Origin of the sequence: Psychroserpens luteus (assembly GCF_015319355.1) — a bacterium.
GTDB classification, from domain to species: domain Bacteria; phylum Bacteroidota; class Bacteroidia; order Flavobacteriales; family Flavobacteriaceae; genus Psychroserpens; species Psychroserpens luteus.
The window spans coordinates 80,945-106,287 of record NZ_JADILU010000003.1 but is presented as its reverse complement, the minus strand read 5'-3'; the positions used below and the strand labels follow the sequence as shown (position 1 = coordinate 106,287).

The 25,343-nt window shown below is 31.4% G+C and carries 29 protein-coding genes; 19 read left to right on the top strand and 10 right to left on the bottom strand.

What is annotated here, in order from left to right; genetic code table 11:
- The first annotated feature begins 9 nt into the window (after positions 1-9).
- A complete protein-coding gene (locus tag IM744_RS07435; protein WP_194507499.1) occupies positions 10-789 on the top strand; it encodes a carboxypeptidase-like regulatory domain-containing protein in 780 nt (259 codons plus the stop codon).
- Between the two features lie 32 nt (positions 790-821).
- On the opposite strand, the gene IM744_RS07430 is transcribed toward IM744_RS07435, so the two are convergent.
- Positions 822-1,478: a TrmH family RNA methyltransferase gene (locus tag IM744_RS07430; protein WP_194507498.1), complete on the bottom strand. Its 657-nt coding sequence runs from the start codon at positions 1,476-1,478 to the stop codon at positions 822-824.
- A 17-nt stretch (positions 1,479-1,495) separates the two neighbouring features.
- Between IM744_RS07430 and IM744_RS07425 the strand changes: the two genes are divergently transcribed.
- Both IM744_RS07425 and IM744_RS07420 read left to right on the top strand, forming a co-directional pair.
- A complete protein-coding gene (locus IM744_RS07425; protein WP_194507497.1) occupies positions 1,496-2,716 on the top strand; it encodes a hypothetical protein in 1,221 nt (406 codons plus the stop codon).
- Positions 2,717-3,391 (top strand): SIR2 family NAD-dependent protein deacylase, encoded by a 675-nt coding sequence (locus IM744_RS07420; RefSeq protein ID WP_194507496.1) that lies wholly within the window; start codon positions 2,717-2,719, stop codon positions 3,389-3,391.
- A gap of 35 nt (positions 3,392-3,426) precedes the next feature.
- On the opposite strand, the gene IM744_RS07415 is transcribed toward IM744_RS07420, so the two are convergent.
- The 6 genes from IM744_RS07415 to IM744_RS07390 form a co-directional block, all read right to left on the bottom strand.
- Positions 3,427-3,627: a helix-turn-helix transcriptional regulator gene (locus IM744_RS07415; protein ID WP_194507495.1), complete on the bottom strand. Its 201-nt coding sequence runs from the start codon at positions 3,625-3,627 to the stop codon at positions 3,427-3,429.
- A complete protein-coding gene (locus tag IM744_RS07410) occupies positions 3,627-4,076 on the bottom strand; it encodes a hypothetical protein (RefSeq protein ID WP_194507494.1) in 450 nt (149 codons plus the stop codon). Before IM744_RS07410 ends, IM744_RS07415 begins: the two co-directional genes overlap by 1 nt.
- 161 nt (positions 4,077-4,237) lie before the next feature.
- On the bottom strand, positions 4,238-5,146 hold the full coding sequence (locus IM744_RS07405; RefSeq protein WP_194507493.1) for a TIGR01777 family oxidoreductase: 909 nt from the start codon (positions 5,144-5,146) through the stop codon (positions 4,238-4,240).
- A 54-nt stretch (positions 5,147-5,200) separates the two neighbouring features.
- Positions 5,201-5,878 carry a tRNA (5-methylaminomethyl-2-thiouridine)(34)-methyltransferase MnmD gene (gene mnmD, locus IM744_RS07400; protein ID WP_194507492.1) on the bottom strand — a complete coding sequence of 226 codons (678 nt, stop codon included), beginning with the start codon at positions 5,876-5,878 and terminating at the stop codon, positions 5,201-5,203.
- Positions 5,879-5,883: 5 nt separating this feature from the next.
- Positions 5,884-6,330: a hypothetical protein gene (locus tag IM744_RS07395; RefSeq protein WP_194507491.1), complete on the bottom strand. Its 447-nt coding sequence runs from the start codon at positions 6,328-6,330 to the stop codon at positions 5,884-5,886.
- Complete coding sequence (locus IM744_RS07390; protein ID WP_194507490.1) at positions 6,330-6,857, bottom strand: DUF4920 domain-containing protein; 528 nt, start codon at positions 6,855-6,857, stop codon at positions 6,330-6,332. Before IM744_RS07390 ends, IM744_RS07395 begins: the two co-directional genes overlap by 1 nt.
- Before the next feature lie 116 nt (positions 6,858-6,973).
- Between IM744_RS07390 and IM744_RS07385 the strand changes: the two genes are divergently transcribed.
- A complete protein-coding gene (locus IM744_RS07385; RefSeq protein WP_194507489.1) occupies positions 6,974-8,047 on the top strand; it encodes a branched-chain amino acid aminotransferase in 1,074 nt (357 codons plus the stop codon).
- Between the two features lie 36 nt (positions 8,048-8,083).
- Here IM744_RS07385 and IM744_RS07380 read toward each other — a convergent pair whose 3' ends face one another.
- The gene (locus IM744_RS07380; protein ID WP_194507488.1) at positions 8,084-8,470 is read right to left on the bottom strand and encodes a pyrophosphohydrolase domain-containing protein; all 387 of its coding nucleotides are present in this window, start codon (positions 8,468-8,470) and stop codon (positions 8,084-8,086) included.
- 74 nt (positions 8,471-8,544) lie between these two features.
- On the opposite strand from IM744_RS07380, the gene IM744_RS07375 reads away from it, so the two are divergent.
- From IM744_RS07375 to IM744_RS07340, 8 genes are all read left to right on the top strand, one after another.
- Positions 8,545-8,730 carry a hypothetical protein gene (locus IM744_RS07375; RefSeq protein ID WP_194507487.1) on the top strand — a complete coding sequence of 62 codons (186 nt, stop codon included), beginning with the start codon at positions 8,545-8,547 and terminating at the stop codon, positions 8,728-8,730.
- A gap of 168 nt (positions 8,731-8,898) precedes the next feature.
- A complete protein-coding gene (locus IM744_RS07370; protein ID WP_194507486.1) occupies positions 8,899-10,119 on the top strand; it encodes a hypothetical protein in 1,221 nt (406 codons plus the stop codon).
- A 14-nt stretch (positions 10,120-10,133) separates the two neighbouring features.
- Positions 10,134-10,727 (top strand): hypothetical protein, encoded by a 594-nt coding sequence (locus IM744_RS07365; RefSeq protein WP_194507485.1) that lies wholly within the window; start codon positions 10,134-10,136, stop codon positions 10,725-10,727.
- Positions 10,720-12,597, top strand: coding sequence for a sensor histidine kinase (locus tag IM744_RS07360; protein WP_194507484.1), 1,878 nt, complete (start codon positions 10,720-10,722; stop codon positions 12,595-12,597). The genes IM744_RS07365 and IM744_RS07360 overlap by 8 nt, the downstream gene beginning before the upstream one ends.
- Complete coding sequence (locus IM744_RS07355) at positions 12,594-13,217, top strand: response regulator transcription factor (protein WP_194507483.1); 624 nt, start codon at positions 12,594-12,596, stop codon at positions 13,215-13,217. The genes IM744_RS07360 and IM744_RS07355 overlap by 4 nt, the downstream gene beginning before the upstream one ends.
- A 129-nt stretch (positions 13,218-13,346) precedes the next feature.
- The gene (locus IM744_RS07350; protein WP_194507482.1) at positions 13,347-15,275 is read left to right on the top strand and encodes a T9SS type A sorting domain-containing protein; all 1,929 of its coding nucleotides are present in this window, start codon (positions 13,347-13,349) and stop codon (positions 15,273-15,275) included.
- A 166-nt stretch (positions 15,276-15,441) separates the two neighbouring features.
- Positions 15,442-15,858 carry a lipocalin-like domain-containing protein gene (locus tag IM744_RS07345; protein WP_194507481.1) on the top strand — a complete coding sequence of 139 codons (417 nt, stop codon included), beginning with the start codon at positions 15,442-15,444 and terminating at the stop codon, positions 15,856-15,858.
- 3 nt (positions 15,859-15,861) lie between these two features.
- The gene (locus tag IM744_RS07340; RefSeq protein WP_194507480.1) at positions 15,862-16,482 is read left to right on the top strand and encodes a hypothetical protein; all 621 of its coding nucleotides are present in this window, start codon (positions 15,862-15,864) and stop codon (positions 16,480-16,482) included.
- A 421-nt stretch (positions 16,483-16,903) separates the two neighbouring features.
- Here the strand turns inward: IM744_RS07340 and IM744_RS07335 are convergent, their stop codons facing one another.
- Positions 16,904-18,943 carry a dipeptidyl-peptidase 3 family protein gene (locus IM744_RS07335; protein WP_194507479.1) on the bottom strand — a complete coding sequence of 680 codons (2,040 nt, stop codon included), beginning with the start codon at positions 18,941-18,943 and terminating at the stop codon, positions 16,904-16,906.
- Between the two features lie 112 nt (positions 18,944-19,055).
- Between IM744_RS07335 and IM744_RS07330 the strand changes: the two genes are divergently transcribed.
- Both IM744_RS07330 and crcB read left to right on the top strand, forming a co-directional pair.
- A complete protein-coding gene (locus IM744_RS07330; RefSeq protein WP_194507478.1) occupies positions 19,056-20,078 on the top strand; it encodes an SRPBCC family protein in 1,023 nt (340 codons plus the stop codon).
- 96 nt (positions 20,079-20,174) lie between these two features.
- Complete coding sequence (crcB, locus tag IM744_RS07325; RefSeq protein ID WP_194507477.1) at positions 20,175-20,540, top strand: fluoride efflux transporter CrcB; 366 nt, start codon at positions 20,175-20,177, stop codon at positions 20,538-20,540.
- A gap of 6 nt (positions 20,541-20,546) precedes the next feature.
- Here the strand turns inward: crcB and IM744_RS07320 are convergent, their stop codons facing one another.
- Positions 20,547-21,149: a DUF1684 domain-containing protein gene (locus tag IM744_RS07320; protein WP_194507476.1), complete on the bottom strand. Its 603-nt coding sequence runs from the start codon at positions 21,147-21,149 to the stop codon at positions 20,547-20,549.
- 217 nt (positions 21,150-21,366) lie between these two features.
- Here IM744_RS07320 and IM744_RS20625 point away from each other — a divergent pair, with 217 nt between their 5' ends.
- From IM744_RS20625 to IM744_RS07295, 5 genes are all read left to right on the top strand, one after another.
- Positions 21,367-21,624: a hypothetical protein gene (locus IM744_RS20625; RefSeq protein WP_241738300.1), complete on the top strand. Its 258-nt coding sequence runs from the start codon at positions 21,367-21,369 to the stop codon at positions 21,622-21,624.
- A gap of 299 nt (positions 21,625-21,923) precedes the next feature.
- Positions 21,924-22,178, top strand: coding sequence for a hypothetical protein (locus IM744_RS07310; protein ID WP_194507475.1), 255 nt, complete (start codon positions 21,924-21,926; stop codon positions 22,176-22,178).
- Positions 22,179-22,182: 4 nt separating this feature from the next.
- The gene (locus tag IM744_RS07305) at positions 22,183-22,458 is read left to right on the top strand and encodes a hypothetical protein (protein ID WP_194507474.1); all 276 of its coding nucleotides are present in this window, start codon (positions 22,183-22,185) and stop codon (positions 22,456-22,458) included.
- 153 nt (positions 22,459-22,611) lie between these two features.
- On the top strand, positions 22,612-23,253 hold the full coding sequence (locus IM744_RS07300; RefSeq protein WP_194507473.1) for a hypothetical protein: 642 nt from the start codon (positions 22,612-22,614) through the stop codon (positions 23,251-23,253).
- A gap of 294 nt (positions 23,254-23,547) precedes the next feature.
- Positions 23,548-25,299 carry a DUF885 domain-containing protein gene (locus IM744_RS07295; protein WP_194507472.1) on the top strand — a complete coding sequence of 584 codons (1,752 nt, stop codon included), beginning with the start codon at positions 23,548-23,550 and terminating at the stop codon, positions 25,297-25,299.
- Positions 25,300-25,343 lie beyond the last annotated feature (44 nt).

Sequence of the window (25,343 nt, the reverse complement as noted above, 5' to 3'; positions counted from 1 at the left end):
AACAACAATATGAAACACATTATAACTCTAATTTTATTTATTTCTATAACCAGTTTTGGTTTTACCCAAGAAATTGAAACCTCTGTAAAAGGAACTATTATAGATTTAACTACAGATAAGCCAATTGATCGAGTTAATATTGTGAACCTAAACCAAGTTATTGGAACGTCTTCAAATGAAGAAGGTAGTTTTGAAATCAGGGCGCAACTCAACGATACCTTACATTTATCTTACTTAGGTTATAAATCTATTAAGGTTAGAGTCACAAATGACTGGTTGAAATTTGGTGAAACAAAAATTGGTATGGTAGAATCTGCTTTAGCATTGGAAGAGGTGGTTGTCAATCAATTAAAACTAACAGGTTATTTAGAAATTGATGTTAAACAAGTGCCTATTAAATCCAATCACAGATATAGTATTTCTGGTTTAAATAGTGGTTATGAAGCTGGAGATAGACGACCTAATGCGGTAAATAAAGTTTTAGGTGCTATTTTTAATCCTGCAGATTTTTTGCATAATATCTTCGGAAAAAAGGCAAAAGAACTACGTAAGCTTAAAAAAATGAAGAAAGATGATGAGATTAGAAACCTCCTCGCCTCTCGTTTTGATAGAGAAATGCTAACCGTTTTATTGCAAGTTGATAAATATGATTTAGATGAAATTGTCAATCAATGTAATTACTCTAAAGACTTTATAAATTCTGCTAATGATCTTCAAATGCTTGATGCTATTAGCGAATGCTACGAAGAGTATAAAATTCTTAATAGAAATAAGTCTGGTAGATTTTAGATCTATCTATAGAAATTTCTAATGATATTTTCTTAATTGTTTTCGTAAAAGCGCTCAATCACTTGTTCATAGCTCTTGATTGTCTTTTTACACCAATCGATTCGTTTTTCTATTTTTTCATCTTCAGTAAGTTGCCAATTCACATCACTCGCTTTCAATTTGGAAGTTACATCCTGAAGAATAATAGCTGCAGAAACCGATATGTTTAAACTTTCAGTAAAACCAACCATAGGTATTTTTAAAAAGCAATCTGCTTCATCAATGACTTCTTGAGATAATCCTTTGGTTTCCCTTCCGAAGAAAAAACACGATTTTTTGGTGATATCAAATTCTGATAAAACATTATCCTTTTCATGTGGTGTCGTTGCAACAATTTGATAACCTTCGCTTTTTAAATTTTTAAGCGCATCTTTAACAGAGTGATACCGCTTTAAATCCACCCATTTTTGAGCTCCCATTGCAATTTCCCGATCAATATCTTTAGAGTTTTGCTCTTCAATAATATGAAGTTCTTGCACACCAAACACATCACAACTTCTCATGACAGCACTTGTATTGTGAAGTTGATACACATCTTCTGTAGCAACCGTAAAATGTTTTGTACGTTGAGACAACACTTTAGCAAATTTTTCTATGCGATTCTCTGTAAGGAAACCTTCTAGATGTTGTAAAAGTTTAATATCAATCATTAAAAATAATTATATTTATGAAAAAAATATTCTCTATGAGACTAATAAATCTACCATTTATTTTTCTACTATTTGGTATCAGCCATCTAAATATCAATGCGCAAGATAGTATAAATAAAACACTGAAAGATACGATAGCCTACAGTGAAGAAAACTCGCAAAAAGTAATTGAATTTGGTCAATTGATCGAAACTTCTATTCATGAAAGTGATGGAGATACATTTCTGGCTAAACTAAATAAGAACATTTTTTTTGATCGTGTTCTAAGTGATTTCCCAAAAGCAAATCGTGAAGACCCTTTTATTAAAGGCTATTTAAAAGGCATGGATAACGCATTAAAAGGGTTTCCAAATGAAATTATTACAGATGTAAAAAGTGGTGCATATTATGATTTTGTCAACTATCGATACGATACTGAAGCACAAACGTATTATGCTTTATTCAGATTATATTCTTCGGAAACAGGAATGAATTACCATGATTATAGACTTGTTAAAATTAATGGAGAGTTACAATTCTCAGATATGTATATTTATTTAACTGGAGAACATTTTGCTAGTACAATTGGTAGGCTCATGCAATACACTGTTCCCAAAAACTCTATTGTAGAAAGTCAAAAACCGAACCCTGAATCTCTGGAGCTTTTAAAAGCATTTTTATACAATAATAATGGTAATTACAATAAAGCCTACAAAATCATGGATGGCTTTAAATCTGAACTTTCTAAAGAAAAATTTCTTCTCATACTAAAAACATTAATTGCTGGTCAATTAGATGAAAAAAAGTATTTAAAGTCTTTAGAGGATTTGATTTCTACATTTCCAAACGACCACACAATCGCACTCAACAAGATTGATTACTATCTTTATAAAGAAGAATATTATGAAGCTATTCAAGTGGTTAATCAGCTTCAAAACGAAACGGAAGATGATTTTTTAAACTTTGTAAAAGCTGGAATAGCATTTGAAGACAACAATTATGATTTAGCACTCAACTTATATACATATACAATTGACAATTATCCAGATTTTTTTGAAGGTCAATCTGGTTATCTAAGCACTTTAGTGTTGATGGAAAATTATGCAGACGCTACTTTATATCTAGATAGGTTGATTACCGAAGGTTACGACAAACAAGATCTCGTAGAATATATTGAAGAAGAAGATGAAAATGGAGAGAATATATTAAATGGATATTCTATATCTAAGAACTTCGCAGACTGGAAAAAAACAGAATAAATGAAACACATAGTCGTATTAACTGGCGCAGGAATAAGTGCCGAAAGCGGAATAAAAACCTTTAGAGATGCTGATGGACTTTGGGAAGGTCATGATGTAATGGAAGTTGCAACACCTCAAGGCTTTAACAAAAACCCAGAGCTTGTTTTAGATTTTTATAATCAAAGACGAAAGCAATTGCATGAAGTTAAACCTAATAGTGCGCATTTTGATTTAGCAGCATTAGAGAAAGATTATAAAGTAACCATAATCACACAAAATGTTGACGACTTACATGAACGAGCAGGAAGCAGTAATGTAATTCACTTACATGGCGAATTACTAAAAGTGAAAAGCACAAAAAATGAACAGGATATAAAACCATGGACAGGTGATCTAATTTTAGGTGATGTATGCGACAAAGGTCATCAACTTAGACCACACATTGTTTGGTTTGGTGAAGATGTACCAATGATTGAAAAATCAATAGACATTTGCGAAACCGCAGATATTTTATTAATTATCGGTACATCAATGCAAGTTTATCCTGCTGCTGGTTTAATGAATTATGTACCAAGTAGAACTCCTGTTTATTTTATTGATCCTAAACCAGCAATTGCGAGTACAAAACACATTACAGTAATTGCAGATACCGCAACTAATGGCATGAGTTCTTTTATAGAATCATTAAAATAATCTTCAATAACAATACTGACAAAAACAAACATAAATTAATCATCGCTGGAGAGTTTAAAAAAATTATTTACTGGTTTTCCAAATACTTCGGAAAGTTTAAGCGCCAAAACCGTCGATGGCACATATCTATTAGCTTCAATAGAATTTATCGTTTGACGTGATACACCAATTTTTTCAGCTAAATCACCTTGAGTTAAATTCAAAATGGCACGTTCTACTTTTATCGTGTTTTCCATTATCTCATGCGCTTTAAAGCGTGAAAACACAACAATTGTATCATAAGCATGAACAATAAGACTTGAAAATCTCCAATATCATGAAATGCTTCACCTTCAGCTTTCAATGCATTTGATACACCATAATCAACAAATGGCATAATTAAAGCATATACAACACCTGCAATGAATGCATAGGTATAGGACTGCATTCTTAATTTTACAACCATCTCATCTTCATCTTTATCTTTTGCAATAGACATCAACAACATACCAACTAAAAGCAACTTTCGTAATACCTCCTTCAATACGTTTTGATCTCCTTCTAAAGCAAATGCCCTAACAAACATCATAACGATTGCAGCTCCTATAATAACCATACCGATTGTATAAAAATTATGTGGTAATCTAAAATTAATGAGTTTTTCTAATCCTCTTCTTTCGCATTCTATATAATTCTGTTTCCCCATGACTGACAAGTATATTTTATATTAAGTAAAATTATTTTTACTATATGACAAATATACTTTACATTTTGAAAATCACAAATTTTTTAAAACTATTTATTTTCAAGTAAAAAAAATATGGCTAAATAGATTAGATACTGTAAAGAAAAACGAGAAGTAGAATTCTAACTAAAAATCTCCAATAATGCAGGTTCTAGATGATGGTATTCAAAATTAAATCCAGTTTTTTCAATTTTTGAACCACACACACGCTGACTTTCAAAAAGCAAAATATGCATCTCTCCCAAAACGAGTTTCATTGCAAATTCTGGAATATTTGGTAAGAAAAGTGGTTTATGAAGTGTTTTAGCAACCGTTTTGGTTAATTCTGTGTTAGAAACTGGATTTGGAGCAACACCATTATAAATCCCTTCTAAATCGTTTGTAACAGCAAAAACGAATAAACGAGCTAAATCTTTAACATGAATCCATGATTGCCATTGTTCTCCGCTTCCAAATGGAGCACCTGCTCCAAAACGAATAGGCTTTGCAATTTCTGGTAAAGCGCCTCCATCTTTTGAGAGCACCAAACCTATTCTAATTTTTGCGACCTTAATACCCACAGATGAAAATTGATTAACCGATGCTTCCCATTGTCTCACAACTTGTCCTAAAAAAGAATCAGATTTTTCTTTATCCTCTTCATCATAGTATTTAGTTAATGAATCTGGATAAATCCCAATCGCACTAGCAGAAACAATTTGTTTTACAGGGAAATTGTGAGCTGTAATCGTATCAAATAATAACTGTGCAGTTTGAGTTCTACTAGTAATGATTTCTTTTTTGTAACTATCTGTCCAGCGTTTAGAAATGGAAGCTCCAACTAAATTAATGATAGAAGTGACACCTTCAAAACATGATGCATCAATCTCTTTTTTATCTGGATTCCAGTAAAACCCTCTATAATTATCTAGAGTGCTAATTTTATCTTTTGAAGTTGTTAGATAATGAACATTGATATTTTGCTCATGACAAATTTGCACAATTTCTTTGCCAATTAAACCCGTAGCACCTGTAATTAAAACTGTTTTCATAGTATAACAAATTTAATCAAATATCAAATCAAGCAATACTGTTTTAATAAGGGTTTAACGTTTGACAGCTCTAAGCATGTGACGTTTTCCTGGAGGACCATCCAGACGTTCTACTTCAAAGCCTAAAGCGATTAAAGTACGACGAACTTTACCAATGGCAGCATAGGTTGTGAGCACTCCATTTTGTTTTAGTGCTTTGTACATGATCTTAAAAATTTCTTCTGTCCAAAGTTCTGGTTGTACTCGTGCTCCAAAAGCATCAAAATAAATAACATCGAATTTGTTTTCTGCAGAAATATCTTTAAATAACTGCTGTTGCTTTTTAAGTTTAAATGCTTCGGAAATTTCATGTTCTTCTTCCCAAGAGCAACTATGAAGTTGATTCAATTTATCTGAAGGAACTTGTAACTCTACAGCATAGTTTAGTTGTTCTAATTCTTCCGAAGAAATAGGAAAAGCTTCTATACCAACATAATTGACTTTTAGGTTTATTTCCTCTGCCTTTAATTGCGTGAGTAAGGCATTTAAACCTGTACCAAAACCAATTTCTAATATGGATATTTCAGATTCTTGTTGTGCTAATATTTCCGAAGAAAAAAAAAGCAAACCATGTTTTATATACACATGATTTGCTTCTTGTATTGCACCATGAACAGAATGATATTGCTCATTCCAATCTTCTATTTGAATGGTTTTTGAGCCATCTGCTGTGGTAATTATTTTTCGTTGCACATTATTTATTTAATCAATAATTTTTTGATTTTTGGTATTGGTCCTGTGCATTCTGTTTTGTGACATGACAAACACATATTGATGGAGTTATTGTAACGCTCTTCTACCGATGATAGAGAGTCTTGAGAAAAAATATCTCGTTGCGCTTCAATAAATTTAGCCGAATAATGTTTAAAGTTTTCATTACGCAACTTAGTGTCTGATAATACTGCCGAATGAATATCTAAGAACTCCTCTGGAAATTCGCCAGTTAATTCTTTTCCTGCTTCAATATCTGCTTTTAGCTGCATGTTATAAGCATACATGCCTTTCATGAGCGATGACATTTCAGAAGGCTGATAAACATCATAAGTTTTGGTACCATCGGTTATGACGACTTTATTTTCAACCTTTTCCGAAGAATTACAGCTTAAAAATAAAAACACAACCAAGGATCCAAAAAAAACTTTCATTAGTCTTCTTTTAAAAGTACACCATCTGCCTCAAAAGACAATGTTTTCTTAGGCTCAGTAATTTTTGCAATCTCTTCTGGAGTTGCTCCACCATCTTCTGCATAATGACGTTGCTCATCAACTGGAACTTCATTTACATAAGCTTTACCATTAATAATAACCTCTTTACCAGAGATATCTTTAGGCATAAAAAAACCGTAGTCTTTAAATTTTACCATCACTTGTTCTCCATCTGGCAAGTCTAATTTCATCCAGCAACCTTTTGCTTGACAAACCTCATCAACTTTAGCAATCATTTTCGCATCAATCGTATCACCAACTTTCATATTAGAATAATGAACAGCCATACGTTCTGCTGAGAGCGCATCTGATGCTATAATCTTTTTACCAAATGATGCATATTTGACATCTTGAAGTTCTGTTTGTGCTTCAGTTTCTACTGTTGCAAGGTCTCCTTCAGCTTTTTTCTCTTCTTTACAGGATACTAATAATAGAACTGTAAATACTACTGTTAAAATATGTTTCATTTTAATTTATTTATTTTTAATTTTAAGATATCAAAGCTACGGATTTTTTTAGAAAATTTAATTTAAAAAAAATCATGCTAAATGTGTACTTTTGCAAAACAAAATAACACAACAAAATGTCAAATAAATATACTAGTAATTTACACATAGAGAAAGCTAAAACATCTAAGATTAAAGATGTTGACTTTGATAATTTAAACTTTGGAAGAACATTTACAGATCACATGTTTATTTGTGATTATGTAAATGGTGAATGGCAACAACCTAAAATCATTCCATACCAAGCGATGTCAATGGATCCTTCTGCTCGTGTATTCCATTATGGTCAAGCAGTTTTTGAAGGTATGAAAGCTTATAAGGATGACGATGGTGGAGTCTTTTTATTTAGACCAAAAGAAAATTTTAATCGTATTAATAAATCATGTGCGAGGTTGGCAATGCCAGAATTTCCTGAAAACTACTTTTTTGAAGGTTTAACTACACTTTTAAATCTTGACAAAGATTGGATCCAACCTGGTATTGGAAACTCTTTATACTTGAGACCTTTTGCGATTGCAACAGATTCTGCAATTGCTGCAGCACCTTCAGATAGTTACAGGTTTATGATTATCTGTTCTCCTGCAAAAGCGTATTATAAAGGAACTGTTAAAGTACTTATTGCTGAAGAGTTTAGTCGCTCAGCAAATGGAGGTGTTGGTTTTGCAAAAGCAGCTGGAAATTATGCAGCTCAATTTTACCCAACAAGTTTAGCACAGAAAAAAGGATACCAACAAGTTATTTGGACAGATGCTGATACTCATACCTTTTTAGAAGAAGCAGGTACAATGAATGTGTTTTTTAGAATAAACGACACGCTTATTACAGCTCCAATAAGTGATCGTATTTTGGATGGTGTTACACGTAAGAGTTTAATACAATTAGCAAAAGACAACAATATAGAATGTGAAGTTAGACCTATCAAGGTTTCTGAAATTGTAGAAGCTTCAAAAAACGGAACGCTTAAAGAAATTTTTGGAGCAGGAACTGCTGCTGTAATAAGCCCAATTGAAGGTTTTGAATATAAAGAAACTTATTATGAGCTTCCTGAAATTGGAGATCACTCCTACTCTAGCATCTTAAAAAATAACATGCTCAACATACAACATAATCTCGCTGAAGATAAAAACGGATGGAGATTCGAAGTAAAGTAAAAAACAAAAAAAAAAAGAGCCAATTGGCTCTTTTTTTTATAACTCTAAAATCGATTTGATGTGAGGTTTAAAATAGTTTGGTCCTTTTAGAACTTTACCATCTTCTCTATAAATAGGTTCGCCATCTTCACCTAACTTACTCATATTACTACGTTGAATTTCGTTAAAAACTTCTTCTATTTTATGTTGTAAACCGTGTTCTATAATTGTACCGCAGAGAATGTAAAGCATATCACCAAGAGCATCTGCAACTTCAACCAAATCGTTATCATTTGCTGCTTCTAAGTATTCTTCATTTTCTTCTCGCATTAATTTATAACGCAGCATGTTTTTATCAATTCCTAAATCGGCTTTAGGCGTTTCTCTATGACCAATTTTAAACGCGGTATGAAATGCTTTTACTGCTTCTATTTTATTCTTCATGAAAATATATTTTCATTTCCGTAAAAACGGAAATCTTGTTATTTAGTTTCGTAATTTTGCATAAAAATAACGATATGTTTAGTAATGGTCAATTGATTTTCGGAGTTTTATTCGCATTGGTTTTTGCTGTATTCATATTTCTTGCTTACAAAAAAGATATTAATTTACACAAAAAGTACTACAAAGGAAGCGTTTGGGTATTGGTTGCTTTTATTGGTTTTTTGCTCATGATTGCTGCTATTAAATTTATTTTTGTGTAATTTCTTTTCATCTTCTTTTCATCTTCTTTTCTTTGGAAATTTTAACACTTTGACAGAATTTTCAATAATCTGTTAAAATTTTATGTAACTTATTGATTCAATATACCTTATACTAGGTATGTTTTGATGTGTTCCTGCTTTGCATCTTTGAGCTATTAATTAATTTCCATGAGTCACTCGTTTTTTTGTTTTCAGAGTTTGAAATATGTATCTCAACCAAGTTATTCTTATTGGTGTTGGGCTGCGTGCTTAGAACAAATGATAAAAGGTCTTAATGCAAAATCAAAAATTGGGACAAAACAATGTGAACTTGCCAGTACATACAAAGACATCAAAGAAAATCATCCAATTGACAGTTTATTAATAGGAAACATTAATAATTACAAAAGTTCTAATTGTTGTAGTGCATCAAATAAAATCCCAAATGGATGCAATATAGCTTTAGAAGAGAATGATTTAAAATCAATTTTTGGTTTTAGTGGTTTTAATGCCACTGAAATTAAAGACTGCAATTCATTAAAAGATTTTGGTTTTATAAAACAAACGCTTATTGATAATCAATCGCCAATAGTATTAAAAGTTAGAAAAAATGGTAAAGCTCACATGAATATCATAAGTGGCTACGGAAAACTTAATGGATGTGAATATTTATTAATTAGCGACCCATTGGAGTCTATTGGAGAAACGTATCAAGAATTCTCAGGTCTAATTAATCCACGAGAAATTGATAGAGTTTGGATTACGAAATTAGGTGTCGAGAATCTAGAACATGATGCTTATTTAGAAAAAAGCTTAGAAATTGTCAATGATTTTATTAATAAATTCTTGACTAATATTGAACACTATAGTAGTGAAAAAGGACTAGAAAACAGTGCTTTAAGTAACCCTTGGAAATATTTAGCCAATAAAGACCCTTTATATGTTGCTCAATCCATCAAAGAATTCATGAGCAATGAAAAGTTGACAATAGATTTTGAATTATTTAATTTTTTTGATGAGCTTACCTATGATAGTGACGTTAAAAACTTATCAAGTTGCGAACAAGAAATTAATAAAGATCTGGTTGTCTATACAGATATCAATTTCATAAATCAATCCTTTTTAGATGAAAGCACACAAAAGGACATAAATACCCGATTAATCAATAAGATAAATAAAGGCAATGCTTTATCTTATATAAAAGACTTTGCTACAAGTATTGAAATAAAAGTTGACGACGATACAATTATGGTTAAACCCATAAACTACCCTAAAGATTATGAGATCAAAAACGAATGGACCACTTATGAAGTATTTAAAAATCAAATCTCTATAAATCCTAAAATAGTTTACTTTAATGAAGATTTAAATACAAGACCATCACAAAAAATAAAATTATCTATTAATTAATAAACATTCAAATTATGGCACATGAAAATTTAAAATTCCCTCTTAGTTTAGTGAAAAATGATATTTGGCAACCCATATTTGGCGCGCAACATCATGGTACTTTTTATATGATTTATATTAAAATTAAAAGTTATGAGAAAGTTCAAAATGATTTTGGAAAAACAGAACACACATACAATTGTGAATTTAGATTACAAAATTATAGAGGAGCAATTACAATGGGATTAGTAAGGTCAAAAATTCCAAAATTTACAACAGATACCAGTGAAGCAAAACTAGGCGAAATATTAAACCTCAACTTAGAAGTAAGCCCTTTTAAAAAGAACGACTATTTAAGAAATGAAAAAATAAAACTATTAAAACCCATTGAAAGCAAACTTGTGACTGTAATCAATGTATTTGTTTTATCACCTCCTATTGATTTATTTAATCCTAACGATTTAGATAACTCCTTATATTTAAATCCTTACACACATTTAAGAGATGGGGACGAATATACCGAAGTTGCATTTAGAAAAAGCGGCACAGACCAACCATTTCAATCGCCTGGAAATATGGGATGGCCAGGAATGGGTTTTTGTATACCAGACATTTGCATTTTTGATTAGTTCAAAACGACATATATGGATTGTTATTTTCTTCTTGTTTTCAAATAGTCTATTTGGAAACAATGAAGAAAGTATTTTTTTAAAGTCTTGTCATTTTGGTCAATATGAAAAAGCTAGAAGTGAACTCAACTTCATTTCAAACCTCGATTTAAAAACACAATTAAAAACATATATTGACGTAATACAACATGGTCATTTCAAAGACATTGACCTTGCTCAAATACCTTTAAAATCTTATAATAAGAGTACTAAGGCATTATTAAATATTAATAAAGCCTTGAAATATTATTTACAAGACGGTAATGAAACAAAAGCTTATCAATTATTAAAAGAAAGCTTAAAACTTTCAGAAAGCGACAAAAACCAATCTTTAATATGTTTAAACTCTAGATTAATTCTAGAACTATACAGCAGGTCTTTATTCACAATTAAGGATATTTCGTACCAATATATCATTGACAATTATTTAAAATATGCTGATGAAAAATTCGATGAAAAATCAGCATATCTGTATGATTTTAAAATTACGATGCGTTATTTTTATAAAGATTCTGCTCAAGTTTTAGCTCATAAGTATAAGACAGTGAATTCATTATTTGCAAATGACACTTTAAATTTTACTACTGCAAAATTATATCTAAGTAATTCTGGCTATCATAATAGAATAACCAAAAACATAGATAGCAGCTTTTATTACATTCATAAAGCTGAAGCGTTTTTAAGTAACAATCATGGGTATTTTGAAAATGAAAAACACATTGCTTTAAAAATTAATTTAGCTTCACTATTATTCAGTCAGAAGAAATTCAAGCAATCATTAAAAATATTAAATGATTTAACGTTTAAGAGTGACGACTACATATTTAAAATCCTTGACAGTTATGTAAATTTATATAAATACCATAATTACAAAGCATTAGGAGACGAAATGAATGCTTTGACGTTTCAAAATAAAGCACTTACGCAACAGTTACTTCAAAATCAAACAAAAAACTTACAAGTAGTTTCAGAATATGAAACCAAATATGAAACTGAAAAAAATCAACTAGAAAACATTCAACTTAGTGCTGAAATTGAAACCGAAAAACGTGAAAAAAGAAATCTTTGGATAGGTTCAATAATGTTATTAATATTTGGAATTTCAACTGCTTATCTTACACATAAAAACACCAAGAAAAAGCAACTCATTGCAGAAAAAGAAAAAGAACTAGAAGCCCAAAAACTGGCAACAGTACTCAAAGAACAAGAATTAACGACGATAGACGCCATGATTGAAGGTCAAGAAAAAGAACGTCAGCGTATTGCTAATGATTTGCATGATGATTTAGGCGGATTGATGGCAACCGTCAAGTTACACTTCAATGCATTAAAAGAAAAACAAACTCCAGAACTTTATACAAAAACCAATGAACTTATCGATGAAGCTTATCATAAAGTAAGAACTGTTGCACACGCAAAAAACTCAGGTGTTATTGCTAAACAAGGACTTTTAAAAGCTATAAATGAAATGGCTACTAAAATTTCAGCATTAAATAAAATTACGATTGATGTTATAGATCATGGATTAGAAAACAGATTAGAAAATAGTTTGGAACTTACCATTTTCAGAATAATACAAGAATTAATAACAAATGTTATTAAACATGCTAATGCAACTGAAGTCACTATTCATATCACAAATCATGAAGATAGTTTGAACATTATGGTGGAAGATAATGGTAAAGGTTTTAGCCCAAGCCAAGTGACCAAAACTAATAAAGGTATGGGAATAAGCAGCATAGACAAACGTGTAGAACATCTCAATGGCACAATGACTATAGAGTCTGAGAACAACCAAGGTACAACGATAATAATAGATATACCAATATGATACGATTAGCCATAGCAGAAGATCATCAATCACTTATTGATGGTATAAAATTACTATTAGAATATGAAGATGACATTTCTATTATTGGTACTGCTAATGATGGTGAAGAACTATTAGAAATCGTAGAAAAAAAACGACCTACGGTTGTACTAACAGACATTAGAATGCCAAAAATGGATGGTATTGAAGCTACTAAGCGTATTATAGAATCAAACCCAGAAATTAAAGTCCTAGCTTTCTCCATGTTTGACCAAACAGATGCCATCCAACAAATGCTCGATGCTGGAGCAAAGGGTTACATTTTAAAAAATTCATCGCTTAATGAAGTCTTAAGCGCAATTAGATCTGTTTCTAATGGTGAGACGTATTTTGATGCAAATATCAACACTAACGTTATAAATTCTGAAAACTCAACTAAAACCAAAGGCATACTAACTAAACGACAAATAGAAATCCTAGAACTTATTGGACTGGGTAAAACCTCACGTGAAATTGCAGACGAACTATTTATTGGTATTCATACTGTTGATACGCATCGTAAAAACATGGCTCGTATTTTAGGCTTGAGTGGGAAAGGTGAGTTAATGCGATATGCACTAGAGAAGAAGTACAAGTTTTAGCTTATTAATTGAGTCTTGTAACTTCATATTATAAAATAAGTTTAAAACATAAAATACCCTCAATTGGGTATTTTTTTAATTTACATCAATTCATAAGTTTGGAGTGCTATTAATTTAAATCAAAGCATTATGAAACGAGTATTACTAGTATTAAGTTTTTGTTGTACAATTAGTATGACTGCCCAAATCTCAGACTATGTTACAGGTCTTACGAGTCCTGTAGGAATAGCCAAAAGTGGTAATACACTTTTTGTTACAGATGTTGGCGTACAAAAAATTCAAAAAATAGATATGACAGCCACAAACCCTGTCGCTGTTGATTTTGTGAATAATATATCTTTTGCGACTAAAATGGTGATTATTGGTAATGATATGTATTTCACAACTTTGGCAGGAACCGTATCAAAGGTAGATATTACGGCAACCAACCCGACAGTAGTACCTGTAATAAGTGCTTTGAATTCACCCTTTGGCGTAGTCGTTAAAGATAATTTTATGTATGTGAGTATAAGAGCTTATGATAATGGCGGTATTATTCGTTTTGATTATACTCAAACTAATCCAACTATTGAAACACTTATCACTGGTTTAAGTGGCTATGTAAATGACATTGATATTTATGGCAACGATTTATATATGACAAGAAGTACTTATGGTATTTCAAAAATAGATATTACCCAAAGCAATCCAACTTTAGTTGATGTCGTTGCTGCTCAAGGCGTACTAGAGGTAAAAGTAGAAGGAGATAACTTATATTATAGTAATAATTATATAAACAAGTTAGACCTATTAGATGAAAATGCTACTCCAGAATCAATAATTTCAGGGATTGGTACTGCTTGGGATTTATTGCTGGATGGTAGTAATATCTTATTAGCACAACAATCTAACAATAAAATATCAAAATTAAACACAACTTATGTAGACCCAACTACGAGTCCAGATTATGCAACACTAGTTAGTTTTTACAACAATACTGATGGAGACAATTGGACCTCTTCAATCAACTGGCTAGACACTACAAAATCACTTTGGTCATGGGAAGGTGTTGTAACTAATGAAAACAACAAGGTCGTTGGCATTAATCTTTATAACAATAATTTAACTGGAAATCTTCCAACTGAAATTGGAGTCTTTGATCAATTAAAAGCTATAAATCTTTATTCAAATATGCTAACAGGAGACTTACCTCCTACTATTTCTAATTTAACAAACCTAACTAGTTTAACTTTGGGGAACAATGAATTTACAGGTACGATTCCATCAGAAATGGGCAATTTAACCAACCTTACAATTTTAAATCTTGCTACTAATAATTTTGAAGGTACTCTGCCAAGTAGTTTTAGTAATCTAACTAACCTAACAAGTATATTTCTTGACGATAATAAATTTGAAGGAACCTTACCTTTTAATGCTTCTAATGCAAATATTTATGCTACTCTCAACAATTTTGATTTTAGTGACTTAGAACCTTTTATACTGGCAAATAATTACGCGTTCTTTCAATATTCACCTCAACGCACACCAGATGTACCTGAGACCATTGAGATGGGTACAGAATTAGATATTACGTTCACAATACAAGACGAAAATATTAACAGAGAATCTGAAAACACAGCAATGAATAACGAATACCAATGGTTTAAAGATGATGTGTTAATTACAGATGCAACAAACAATACGTTTACAATACTTAACACACAAGAAAGTGATAGTGGTATTTACCATTGTGAAATTACAAATACAATTGTTGCAGACTTAATTATAGAAAGAGCAGATATTTCACTTACAGTTGATAGTTCTCTCTCTATTAATGACAATGACATTTTTAAAATTAAAACCTATCCAAACCCAGTAAAAAATTGGTTAACACTAGATGTTGGGATTCAAGGTGAATTTAAAACATCATTAGCAGACGTAAATGGTAAAATAATATTAGAGCAAACCTTCAATACATCTATTGCCTCTTTAGATTTAAGTAGCTTATCAAGCGGACTTTATGTTTTAAAATTGTTTTCGGAAGACAGGCAAATCACTAAAAAAATCATCAAACAATAAATAATAGTTAGTTGTTTATTAATAACGATAGTTGATTCGCTATTAATTCATAGGGAGATTTGAATTCTTAAAATCAACTATTTTAAAAATCCCCTGTATTGGGGATTTTTTTGTATAAAGTGCTTTCCTACATTGTACATCTATTAATTCAATAAAACTTATACTTATGAAAACAATTAAAAATGTATGTATTATCGCCTTTATCTCAATTGCAACTTTTGCATGTAGTAGTGACGATGACAGTTCTGGTGATACAACTGGAGACAATCAAGCAAAGATTATTGGGTCTTGGCGCTATACATCTAGTACAACAAATGGTGAAGCAGATACGCTTAACGACTGTGATCTTATGGATACTGCAACATTTACTACTAGTCAAGTAACATTCGCTTATTTTGAAGGCGTTAACTGTGAGGACACAGGATCTGAATCTGTAAATTATACCATTAACGGTAATAATATTTTATTATCTTTAAATAACGAAACGTTTACTTCGGAAATTTTAACGCTTAACAGCACAACGCTAACTCTTAAAGATTCTGATGGTGGTGACGTTTATACAGATACATATACTAAACTATAAATTATGAAACAAAAAAACACAAATATCGCTTGGCTGTGTTGTCTAATGCTCATCTTTTCACAACCTCTATTTGCACAAGATGACGATGACTCAACAAAAAGTATTAAACCACTTAGAATAGGTGTCAAAGTTGGTGTACCAAACATTATTACAGCAAATGCAGAGTATGTAACCCCTCTTTTAGGCAATAGAGTTGCTTTGGCAATAGATTGGATGTCGCTTTCTAAAACCGTAGACGAAACATCTATCAACTATAATAATTTTGAGATAGGTACAAATATTTATTTCAATAAAAAAGGCAAAGGATTATATGGTGGTTTATCTTATTTCTCATTTGATGGAGAAGGCACTTTTACAGAAACAGAATTTGATAATGGCTCTATTGAAGACGGAACAGGAAAAATTGAGTTTAACACAATAAACTTAAAACTAGGTGCAAAACTAGGTCGCACATTCTATTTTAGAATTGAGGTAGGATATGGTTTTGGTGATATCCCAGAGTTTATTGTAGTCACAAATAACGATGGTACTCAAACCACTTCTGAAGACATCCCAGAAATCCCTGGAATTGAGACTTCAGGTATTCCTAATTTTAACTTCGGAATAGGTTTTAGCTTTTTATAAACCAAACGATGATACGATATAAAAATCCTCTTTTTGGGGATTTTTTGCATACAATTTGTAAGGCTTATGATGACAAAATCCAAGTCCAACGATGATTAACAAACACCAATCATGATAGTCATTTATTCTATACTTACATTACTCGCCATTAATCTTATCTTATTGAAGTTTAGTGTCAATAAAAAAAGGATGTAATTCTCTTTTAGGCCTTTGTTGGTATTTTCCACCAACAACATACAAAGAAACAACGACCATACCATAACTGTTGAAAAACAAACAGTGATTACAATTGCCTAATCTGACTTTTCTTTAAACCTATCAGGTTTTGAAAACCTTACAGGTTATTAATTAAGATATAGTTTTGACAAAAAAAGGATATAATTTTCATTACATCCTTTTTATCAATCCATTTGTGAGGTTTTTAATTTTCCGTAGGAAGAAAACCATAATCCTTACTATATCTCATCATTTGCCCTTCAAATGTATTTGGTTGTGTCACTTTAACTCCAGTAATTTCTCCATCATCATTTTTCTCTGCAACAAGAACTGGATTTACAAAACCGCTATAAGGAGCACCTGTAAATTGCTTATTACGTTCTAAAACTTCTGCATGAATAGCTTGATCTACTTTTACTCCGTAACCTTCAACTAAATCTGATACTGCTTTATAATCACCTTCAGATTTGATACGTTGTGTTTCTCTTAATAATTGTCCGAATAACTCATGTAATTTTTCGTAATCATTAATATTGAAATACGTTTTACCATCTCGAGTTACTTTTTCAATAACATTATCTGCTTTTCCTTTTTCAAAAGCCCAAGCAGAAACCCATTGTCTGTTAACCATATGTGCTTCTTCAACATCATCTCCTAGATTCAATCTAATTAATTGAGTCATTAGTCCGTTTCTAATGTAACCATCGTAAGCTGCTTTACCAACAGATTTCCAATCATCAACCAAACCTAGTTCTTGTAATTTAGGATTATATAAATAGTATAATCCAACTAAATCTGCACGACCTTCTTCTAAAGTAGACGCATATTTTTTAAGCGTTTGTTTTGTTTCTCCAACTCCAGGGTTTAATTGTCCAGACGCATGACCAATCACTTCATGAAGTGCAGTGTGTAACTTATCTGCTACTTGACCATATTTTTCTTCTAATTCAAATTCTTCATCATCGTTTACAAACTCTTTTAAACGTCCTGTACTTCCTGCATTATTATAAGCATGGATAATATTCCCTAATGATACAGACTTACTACCAACAGCAGCACGAATCCAGTTTGCATTTGGTAAATTAACACCAATTGGAGTACTTGGAGACGAATCTCCTGCTTCTCCTGCAACGTTTACAACTTTGTAAGTAACACCTACAACACTATCTTTTTTGTGAGCATCCATTAAAGGAGAGTTATCTTCAAACCATTGTGCGTTTTCAGATAAAACAGACATCTTCTCAGACATATCAAAATCTTTGATTTGTACAATACCTTCATAAGAACCTCTATAACCTGCAGGATCGTTGTATACTTCAATAAAACTATTGATGTAATCGATATTTCCTTCGGTTGCAGCTGTCCAAGCAACGTTGTAATCATCCCAAGTTTGTAAATCTCCAGTTTTGTAATAAGAGATTAATAAACCAAGTGCATCACCTTGTGCTTTATTTTCTGCAACACCTTGAGCTAATTCCAACCATTTTACGATTTCATCTATAGCTTCGCCATATAATCCGCCAGATTTATAAACACGCTCTGTTAACACACCATCAACTTTTACCAATTGTGAGTTTAGACCATATGATAATGGTTTCTCTGGATTTGGAGATGTCTTTTTTCCGTAGAAAGATTCAACATCAGCAGTAGTTACATCTGGTCCATAAAAATTTACAGCAGACATAAGAACGTTGTCTACACCATTAGCTAAATTTACTTTTTTAGCATCTTTATCATTGAAAATAACATCAAACGCTTCACCTTCTAAAGTTGTGTTTGTTTTAGCTAATAAGCCTTTTAGGTAATCCGAAGAAAATTCAGGCTTAATTTTATCATTTGAATAGTGATGGTGAATTCCGTTAGAAAACCAAAAACGTTTTAAATAAGTTTCAAAAGCTTGCCAATCATTTGATTTTTTGTCTCCATCATAAGTAGCATACACATTTTCTAAAGCTTTTCTAATTTTTAAATTATGTCTGTAATTCATATTCCACATGATATCACGTCCAGACAAACCTGCTTGTGTCAAATAATATACTAATTTTTGTTCTTTTAAAGTCAAATCCTCCCATCCTGGAATTTGATAACGTAATACTTTAATATCTGCAAATTGTTCTACATTAAAGTCAAAATCTGCAGTTTTTTCTACTTTCTCAGACTCTACCTTTTCAACTTTTTTATCTTCTCCACATGAGAACATAACACTAGTAAAAATAGCAAGAGCTAATATCTGTTTTAATTTCATTTTTAAAAATTTAATTATTGTCTCACAAATGTAAACATTTATACCTATTTTCTCACATCTCTTAAAATTGATTATCTTTGATTACCTAATTAATTTAACTACAAAATTCATAATGAAAGCATTTAAATATATTCTCTTTTTATTACTCATTCTCTTTATAGGTTTTGCTATATATATTGCGGTACAACCCAATGATTATGAATTCAATAGAAGCAAAATCATTAAAGCTCCAACTCCTGTAGTTTATGATGTAGTTAACGATTTTAAAGAATGGCCACGATTCTCGCCTTGGATAGAAAAGGATACCAATGCTATACTTACGTTTAATGATAAAACGTCTGGTGTTGGCGCAGGATACAGTTGGGAAGGTGAAATTTTAGGTATTGGTAATGCAGAAACCGTTGATGTGCTCAATAATAAAAAGATAAATCAACAGATCGAGTTTGTAAAACCATTTGAATCAATTTCAAATATAAATTGGACTTTTGAGCAAGTAGAAAAAGGCACAAAAGTAACTTGGAGCATGGATGGCAAGCAAGATTTTATGACTAAAATGTATGTTGCGTTTGCTGGTTCTATAGAAAAAAATACAGCACCAGATTTTGAAAGAGGTCTTTTCAAACTAGATAGTATTGTACAAGCAGATATAAAAAAATACAGCATCACTGTAGAAGGTATTACACAACATAGTGGTGGTTTTTATTTATACAATACCATGTCTTGTAAAATGGAAGATTTAGAACAGAATAAGCAAGAAATGATGTCAAACATTGGTGGTTATGCCATATCAAATAACATCACAATGGCAGGAAAACCTTTTGTACTTTATCATAAATGGGATACAGAAAACAATACTGTTATGTTTTCATGCTGTATCCCAACGTCATCTAAAATAGTGACGACTAATCCTAATGTTTTAACAGGACAATTAGAACCTTTCAAAGCTGTTAAAACAGTTCTTAGAGGTGATTATGCAAATTCTGAAGAAGCTTGGAACAAAGCCATGGCTTATATAAAAGATAATAATCTTGTAGAGCCTTTAACAGGTCCTGTTTTAGAATCTTATTTGACAGATCCTATCTCAACGCCTAATCCTGCAAATTGGATTACAGAAATTTATTTAGCTGTAGAATAATAACAAATGAATGAGTAGCATATCAAAACATGTATCAAACTATCATATGTCATTAAGCGAATTCCATTTGATTATAAAGAAAATAAAAATCACCAGATGAAACAGTTTCTACTCGTATTTATTGGTGGTGGTTTTGGGAGTATGCTCAGGTTTGCTTTAGGAAAATTTCTCAATAATCCTCAAAACGGAATTCCCTACGGAACATTCGCTGCAAACGTCATAGGTAGTCTTTTAATAGGACTAATTTTAGGCTTTGCTGCAAAAAATGACACACTATCATCTAATCAAACATTATTACTGGCAACTGGGTTTTGTGGAGGCTTTACCACCTTTTCAACATTTGCTTATGAAAATCATGTGCTTTTAAAATCGGGAGATTTTATGACATTTGCTATATATACAATTGCAAGTTTTGTGTTGGGATTTTTGGCGGTTTTCTTCGGAATGTACTTAGCTAAATAATATAAATTAGTGCTTTTTAAAAACCTTCACTCCTGCTCTAACCTCTAAGTCTAAATAATTACTTCTTGGAACAATTGGACAAGAATACTTTTCGTTATAAGCGCAATAAGGATTGTATGCTTTATTAAAGTCTATTTCTATAGCATCACCTTCAGGGATTGTCATATCGATGTAACGTCCACCTCCATAACTTTCTTCTCCATTAGTATTGTCTAAAAAAGGTAAAAACAGGTAATCTTTATATTCTTCTTTTTTCATTAACCCTTGATTTTGATAAATGTTTAGTTGATACGTTTCCCCATGTAATTCAAATGAAACCACACCATATTTTACGTATTCTGGTAATCGAGTTGTCGTCGTTTTCATTTTAAATACATCCTCATCTGGCGTTCTCTTAAACGAAGCTTTAACAACAAATGTAGAATCAAATTTAAAAAAATCTAAACCTTTAAAACTCTTGCGATCTTTAGCCTTTAATGGTGATTTTGTAGCGTCTTTGTATTCTGAATTCATCTCTCTTTGAAATTCAGTATCACCAGCAATTGGTGTTTTGTCTTGAGCACAACTTAATGTAGATATAAATAGCAGTAATAAAAATATATGTTTCATTTCAAATAGTTTGAGATTTCAAAAATACGATTTGATTTCTAATTTCTGAAGGAAATAAAAAAGTTGGATAACACATGTTGATTAGCTGATAAAAACATATATTGGATGTAATATAACTAGTTATTTGTAAGCCAAAAAACCGAACAAAAAATGAACTTTAGAAAAGCAACAAAAAATGATATTTCAACAATTGTAGAAATGATTGCTGACGATGAACTTGGCAAAAAAAAGAGAAAATTTCCAAAAACCTTTACCAAAAGAAGATCTAAATGCATTTGAAAAAATAAAATCTGACGGTAATCAAGAATTAATTGTTGTGGAAAATGAAATTTCTGAAATTATCGGAACTTTACAGTTGTCATTTATTCAATATCTGACTTATCATGGAGGAATTAGAGCACAGATAGAAGCTGTAAGAATTAGAAAAAGACAAGAGGACTCGGAATTGAAAAAACTATGTTTGAGTGGGCTATAAATAGAGCTAAAGAAAGAAATGCTCATTTATTACAATTAACGACTGACAAAAAAAAGAACAATGGCAATTAAATTTTATGAAGATTTGGGATTTAAAGCAACTCACCAAAGAATGAAAATACACTTTGAATAAGAAGGCTATTACCAACATAGTATATAAAAAATTACTATTTTTAGCTTAATCAATGTCAGTTGCTTTGTTTGCTAGCTTCTAATTTTCCTTCGGAAAATCCTCGCACACAAACACACAACTTTCCATATACATAAACGTTAGGCACAAGCTGTAAAATCCGTTTGACCATGAATAATAATGAAATATTAAAAGAGCAGATTCTAGAAATAGTGAAAAATCAACTAGAAAATAATGATCCTCCTGAAACAAAAATCATTTATAACAAATTGACGAAAAGTGGTTATAATGACTTTCAATCCCTACAAATGATAGGACAATGTGTGTCTATAGAATTGTTTGAAATTATTAAAATGGGGAAACCATTTGATAATGATAGATATATAAAAAATTTAAAAAAACTCCCAAAAGAACCATCTGAATAAAATCATGAAAATAGAATTAACAAAAGAGGAATATAAAACTCTACTTACTATAGTATATTGTGGTGAATGGATGTTAAACAGTCATAAAATAAAAGATGATAGTACATCAAAAAGGACTGAGAGTTTAGAGCAAAACATATTTTCCTTTGCCAAGGATGCTGGTTTAGAAAAATGGATAGAATTTGATACAGAAATGAAAAAATATTTTCCTACTGCCGATATGGAAGATGACTTACACAAATTTATTGACCTATATAATTTGAGACAAAAGAAAACATGAAAAGCTAGTGCCTAACACTATATATAAAAAAATGCTTTTTTAGCTAATACAAAGTTAGTTGCTCATTTACAAGCTTCTAATTTTTCCTGCGGTAAAACCTCGAACACAAAACCGCACTATTCTTATACGTAAACTTCAGTTGCAATTGAACGAATGACAAAATTCTTAAAAATATCTAATTTACTTATCCTTGGAATATTAATTGTTATTTGTGGACTTGGAACTTTTTACAAGCATATTTCTTTTGGTCTAGGACTTGGTGATATGATAGGCTATTTAGTGCTTTATATAGGAACAATAACTCACATAGTATTAACTATTAAATCTCATAAAAAAGGAAGGGCTGTACACCTTATTTTTATACTTTTTTTTTCAATATTTACTGCCTTAATAATGCTGAAAGCAACCATTTGGAGAGGAAGTGAATACAAATGGAATGGAAGTATTTTTTACCTACCATGTTCTCAAGAAATAAAAATTGAAAACTCTAAAAATGTCCTTATTCAAATGTGTACTGGGCAATATGATTCAGAATTTTCAGGAATATGGAACAAAAAATACATTATAATTACAAAAGATGATTTAAAAATTCCTGAAAAACTAAATACATACTTAAAAACTACAATTGATAAAGTGGAAATTGAATCCGATTTTCACGAAGGAAGTTTAAATAAAAGAGTTTACTATTTTAAAAAAGACACTTTGAAAGTAAATACTAAATACAGTATGTTTGGAGAAATTATTGCTGTAAAAGATTCTATTCCCGTAATGAAAGTCAGAATTAAAAAACAGTAGCTAATAAATAACTGAGTTAAAAAACAAGCAATTTTAAGCTAATCTTAAAACAAAGTTTTCATCACTAAAGTAAAGCGTAAATAAACCAAATTCCGTTAACATACTTTTATTGAAATACACGTAAATCTACCTATAGGTTTAATAAAACAGTTGCTTTACCTTTAGCATAGAGAACTTTGTATATACCGTAATATTCTACAGTAAAGTTTAATTTATAACAATAGAAGATATATGATTTTTTTAGGCGACCAAGCGCCTTAAATATTTAACTATCAACCAATCAAAGTATAAATCATGAAAAAACAAATCCTTTTAGTAATGATACTTATTATTTCAGTATCAGCTTGCAAAGAACAACCAAAAAAGGAAGTCGTCATTGACCAAAACGAGAATTTTGATATCTATAAAGAAGAATTCTTAAAGGGTCTTTGGAAACAAAGTCCAGGTTGGGCATCATACGTTGGATTACATGAGTACGATTCTATATTGAATATCGATTCAGAAGAAAACAAACAAAAATTCCTCAATTCGCTTAAAGAAATGGATTCTAAGCTCCAAACGTTTGAGCTCGCCAACTTAGATGATGGTAATAAAATTGACTACCACCTCATAGAAAATACGTTGGAATCTGGAGCATGGTATGTTAACGAGTTTAAAGGACATGAATGGGATGCATCTGGTTACAATATAACAGGTCGCGTATGGACGATTGTGAACGGTGATTATGCAGATCTTGAAACCCGATTAGAGATTTTGTCTGCACTGCTAGCAAAAGTTCCCGCCTATTATGAAAAAGCAATTGAAAACCTTACAAGGCCTACTATGGAGCATCTTGAACTTGGCTTAAATCAAAATCAGGGAGCTTTGAGTATTTTAGGAGATAATCTTCTGGAGTCTATTTCAAGTTCAACACTAAGCGATACTAAAAAAGAAACGCTTATAGCAAGAGTACAAGCATCAAAAGAGGCGGTTAGTAACTATATATCTTCACTTGAAAAACTTAAAGTTGAACTTGCAGATGGTAAAGCCGAAAGCCCAAGAATAGGGAAAGCGCTATTCGATAAAAAATATGCCTTAGAAAACAACTCAGCTTATACAGCTGAAGAAATATATAATAACGCATTAAAAGAGAAGAAGAAGATACACGAGCAAATGATTGAAATTTCAGATTCGATTTGGGATAATCATCTAGCAAATGTTGAGAAGCCCACAGATAAGATTGTGATGGTAAAAATGCTAATTGATAAAATTGCCGAAAAACACGTAGCTCGTGAAGACTTTGTTGATGAAATTAGACGTCAGATGCCCATCCTCGCTGCATTTGTAAAAGAACACGACCTTTTAACACAAGACCCTTCTAAGCCTTTAGTAGTGCGCGAAATGCCAGTACATATGCGTGGAGTTAGTGGTGCATCTGTAAGCAGTCCTGGTCCTTACGAAAAAGGAAAAGACACTTATTACAATGTCACTCCACTTGACGATTATAGCGATGAAGAAGCTGAAAGTTTTTTAAGAGAATACAACCACTATATCCTTCAAATTCTGAATATCCACGAAGGAATTCCAGGTCATTATACGCAGCTTGTGTATGGGAATGAATCTCCAAGTATCATTAAGTCTATACTAGCCAATGGTGCTATGGTTGAAGGCTGGGCAAACTATGCCGAATTAATGATGCTAGAAGAAGGCTATAATAACTCGCCAGAAATGTGGTTGATGAGAAGCAAATGGCACTTAAGATCTGTTACAAATACCATTTTGGACTATAGCTATCATGTGCTTAATCTTCAAAAAGAAGAAGCGATGCAATTGATGATTGCAGAAGCTTTTCAAGAAAAAACAGAGGCTGAAGAAAAGTGGGTAAGAGTTACCTTAAGTTCTGCACAACTCAGTTCTTATTTTACCGGTTTTTCTGAAATTTATGAACTTAGAGAAGAGATGAAAGCACTAAAAGGAGATTCGTTTGATTTAAAAGAATTTCACGAGCAGTTTTTAAGCTACGGAAATTCGCCCGTAAAATATATACGAGAGTTGATGTTGAAGTAAATTTAAGTAATAATTCATGAAAAAACATTCACAACAAAGGCTAC

What these genes read in the sequence shown, in the direction of transcription:
- IM744_RS07435 (WP_194507499.1), top strand. Translation starts at nt 10, where the DNA reads ATGAAACACATTATAACTCTAATTTTATTTATTTCTATAACCAGTTTT.
- IM744_RS07430 (WP_194507498.1), bottom strand. Translation starts at nt 1,478, where the DNA reads ATGATTGATATTAAACTTTTACAACATCTAGAAGGTTTCCTTACAGAG.
- IM744_RS07425 (WP_194507497.1), top strand. Translation starts at nt 1,496, where the DNA reads ATGAAAAAAATATTCTCTATGAGACTAATAAATCTACCATTTATTTTT.
- IM744_RS07420 (WP_194507496.1), top strand. Translation starts at nt 2,717, where the DNA reads ATGAAACACATAGTCGTATTAACTGGCGCAGGAATAAGTGCCGAAAGC.
- IM744_RS07415 (WP_194507495.1), bottom strand. Translation starts at nt 3,627, where the DNA reads ATGGAAAACACGATAAAAGTAGAACGTGCCATTTTGAATTTAACTCAA.
- IM744_RS07410 (WP_194507494.1), bottom strand. Translation starts at nt 4,076, where the DNA reads ATGGGGAAACAGAATTATATAGAATGCGAAAGAAGAGGATTAGAAAAA.
- IM744_RS07405 (WP_194507493.1), bottom strand. Translation starts at nt 5,146, where the DNA reads ATGAAAACAGTTTTAATTACAGGTGCTACGGGTTTAATTGGCAAAGAA.
- IM744_RS07395 (WP_194507491.1), bottom strand. Translation starts at nt 6,330, where the DNA reads ATGAAAGTTTTTTTTGGATCCTTGGTTGTGTTTTTATTTTTAAGCTGT.
- IM744_RS07390 (WP_194507490.1), bottom strand. Translation starts at nt 6,857, where the DNA reads ATGAAACATATTTTAACAGTAGTATTTACAGTTCTATTATTAGTATCC.
- IM744_RS07385 (WP_194507489.1), top strand. Translation starts at nt 6,974, where the DNA reads ATGTCAAATAAATATACTAGTAATTTACACATAGAGAAAGCTAAAACA.
- IM744_RS07380 (WP_194507488.1), bottom strand. Translation starts at nt 8,470, where the DNA reads ATGAAGAATAAAATAGAAGCAGTAAAAGCATTTCATACCGCGTTTAAA.
- IM744_RS07375 (WP_194507487.1), top strand. Translation starts at nt 8,545, where the DNA reads ATGTTTAGTAATGGTCAATTGATTTTCGGAGTTTTATTCGCATTGGTT.
- IM744_RS07370 (WP_194507486.1), top strand. Translation starts at nt 8,899, where the DNA reads ATGAGTCACTCGTTTTTTTGTTTTCAGAGTTTGAAATATGTATCTCAA.
- IM744_RS07365 (WP_194507485.1), top strand. Translation starts at nt 10,134, where the DNA reads ATGGCACATGAAAATTTAAAATTCCCTCTTAGTTTAGTGAAAAATGAT.
- IM744_RS07355 (WP_194507483.1), top strand. Translation starts at nt 12,594, where the DNA reads ATGATACGATTAGCCATAGCAGAAGATCATCAATCACTTATTGATGGT.
- IM744_RS07350 (WP_194507482.1), top strand. Translation starts at nt 13,347, where the DNA reads ATGAAACGAGTATTACTAGTATTAAGTTTTTGTTGTACAATTAGTATG.
- IM744_RS07345 (WP_194507481.1), top strand. Translation starts at nt 15,442, where the DNA reads ATGAAAACAATTAAAAATGTATGTATTATCGCCTTTATCTCAATTGCA.
- IM744_RS07340 (WP_194507480.1), top strand. Translation starts at nt 15,862, where the DNA reads ATGAAACAAAAAAACACAAATATCGCTTGGCTGTGTTGTCTAATGCTC.
- IM744_RS07335 (WP_194507479.1), bottom strand. Translation starts at nt 18,943, where the DNA reads ATGAAATTAAAACAGATATTAGCTCTTGCTATTTTTACTAGTGTTATG.
- IM744_RS07330 (WP_194507478.1), top strand. Translation starts at nt 19,056, where the DNA reads ATGAAAGCATTTAAATATATTCTCTTTTTATTACTCATTCTCTTTATA.
- crcB (WP_194507477.1), top strand. Translation starts at nt 20,175, where the DNA reads ATGAAACAGTTTCTACTCGTATTTATTGGTGGTGGTTTTGGGAGTATG.
- IM744_RS07320 (WP_194507476.1), bottom strand. Translation starts at nt 21,149, where the DNA reads ATGAAACATATATTTTTATTACTGCTATTTATATCTACATTAAGTTGT.
- IM744_RS07310 (WP_194507475.1), top strand. Translation starts at nt 21,924, where the DNA reads ATGAATAATAATGAAATATTAAAAGAGCAGATTCTAGAAATAGTGAAA.
- IM744_RS07305 (WP_194507474.1), top strand. Translation starts at nt 22,183, where the DNA reads ATGAAAATAGAATTAACAAAAGAGGAATATAAAACTCTACTTACTATA.
- IM744_RS07300 (WP_194507473.1), top strand. Translation starts at nt 22,612, where the DNA reads ATGACAAAATTCTTAAAAATATCTAATTTACTTATCCTTGGAATATTA.
- IM744_RS07295 (WP_194507472.1), top strand. Translation starts at nt 23,548, where the DNA reads ATGAAAAAACAAATCCTTTTAGTAATGATACTTATTATTTCAGTATCA.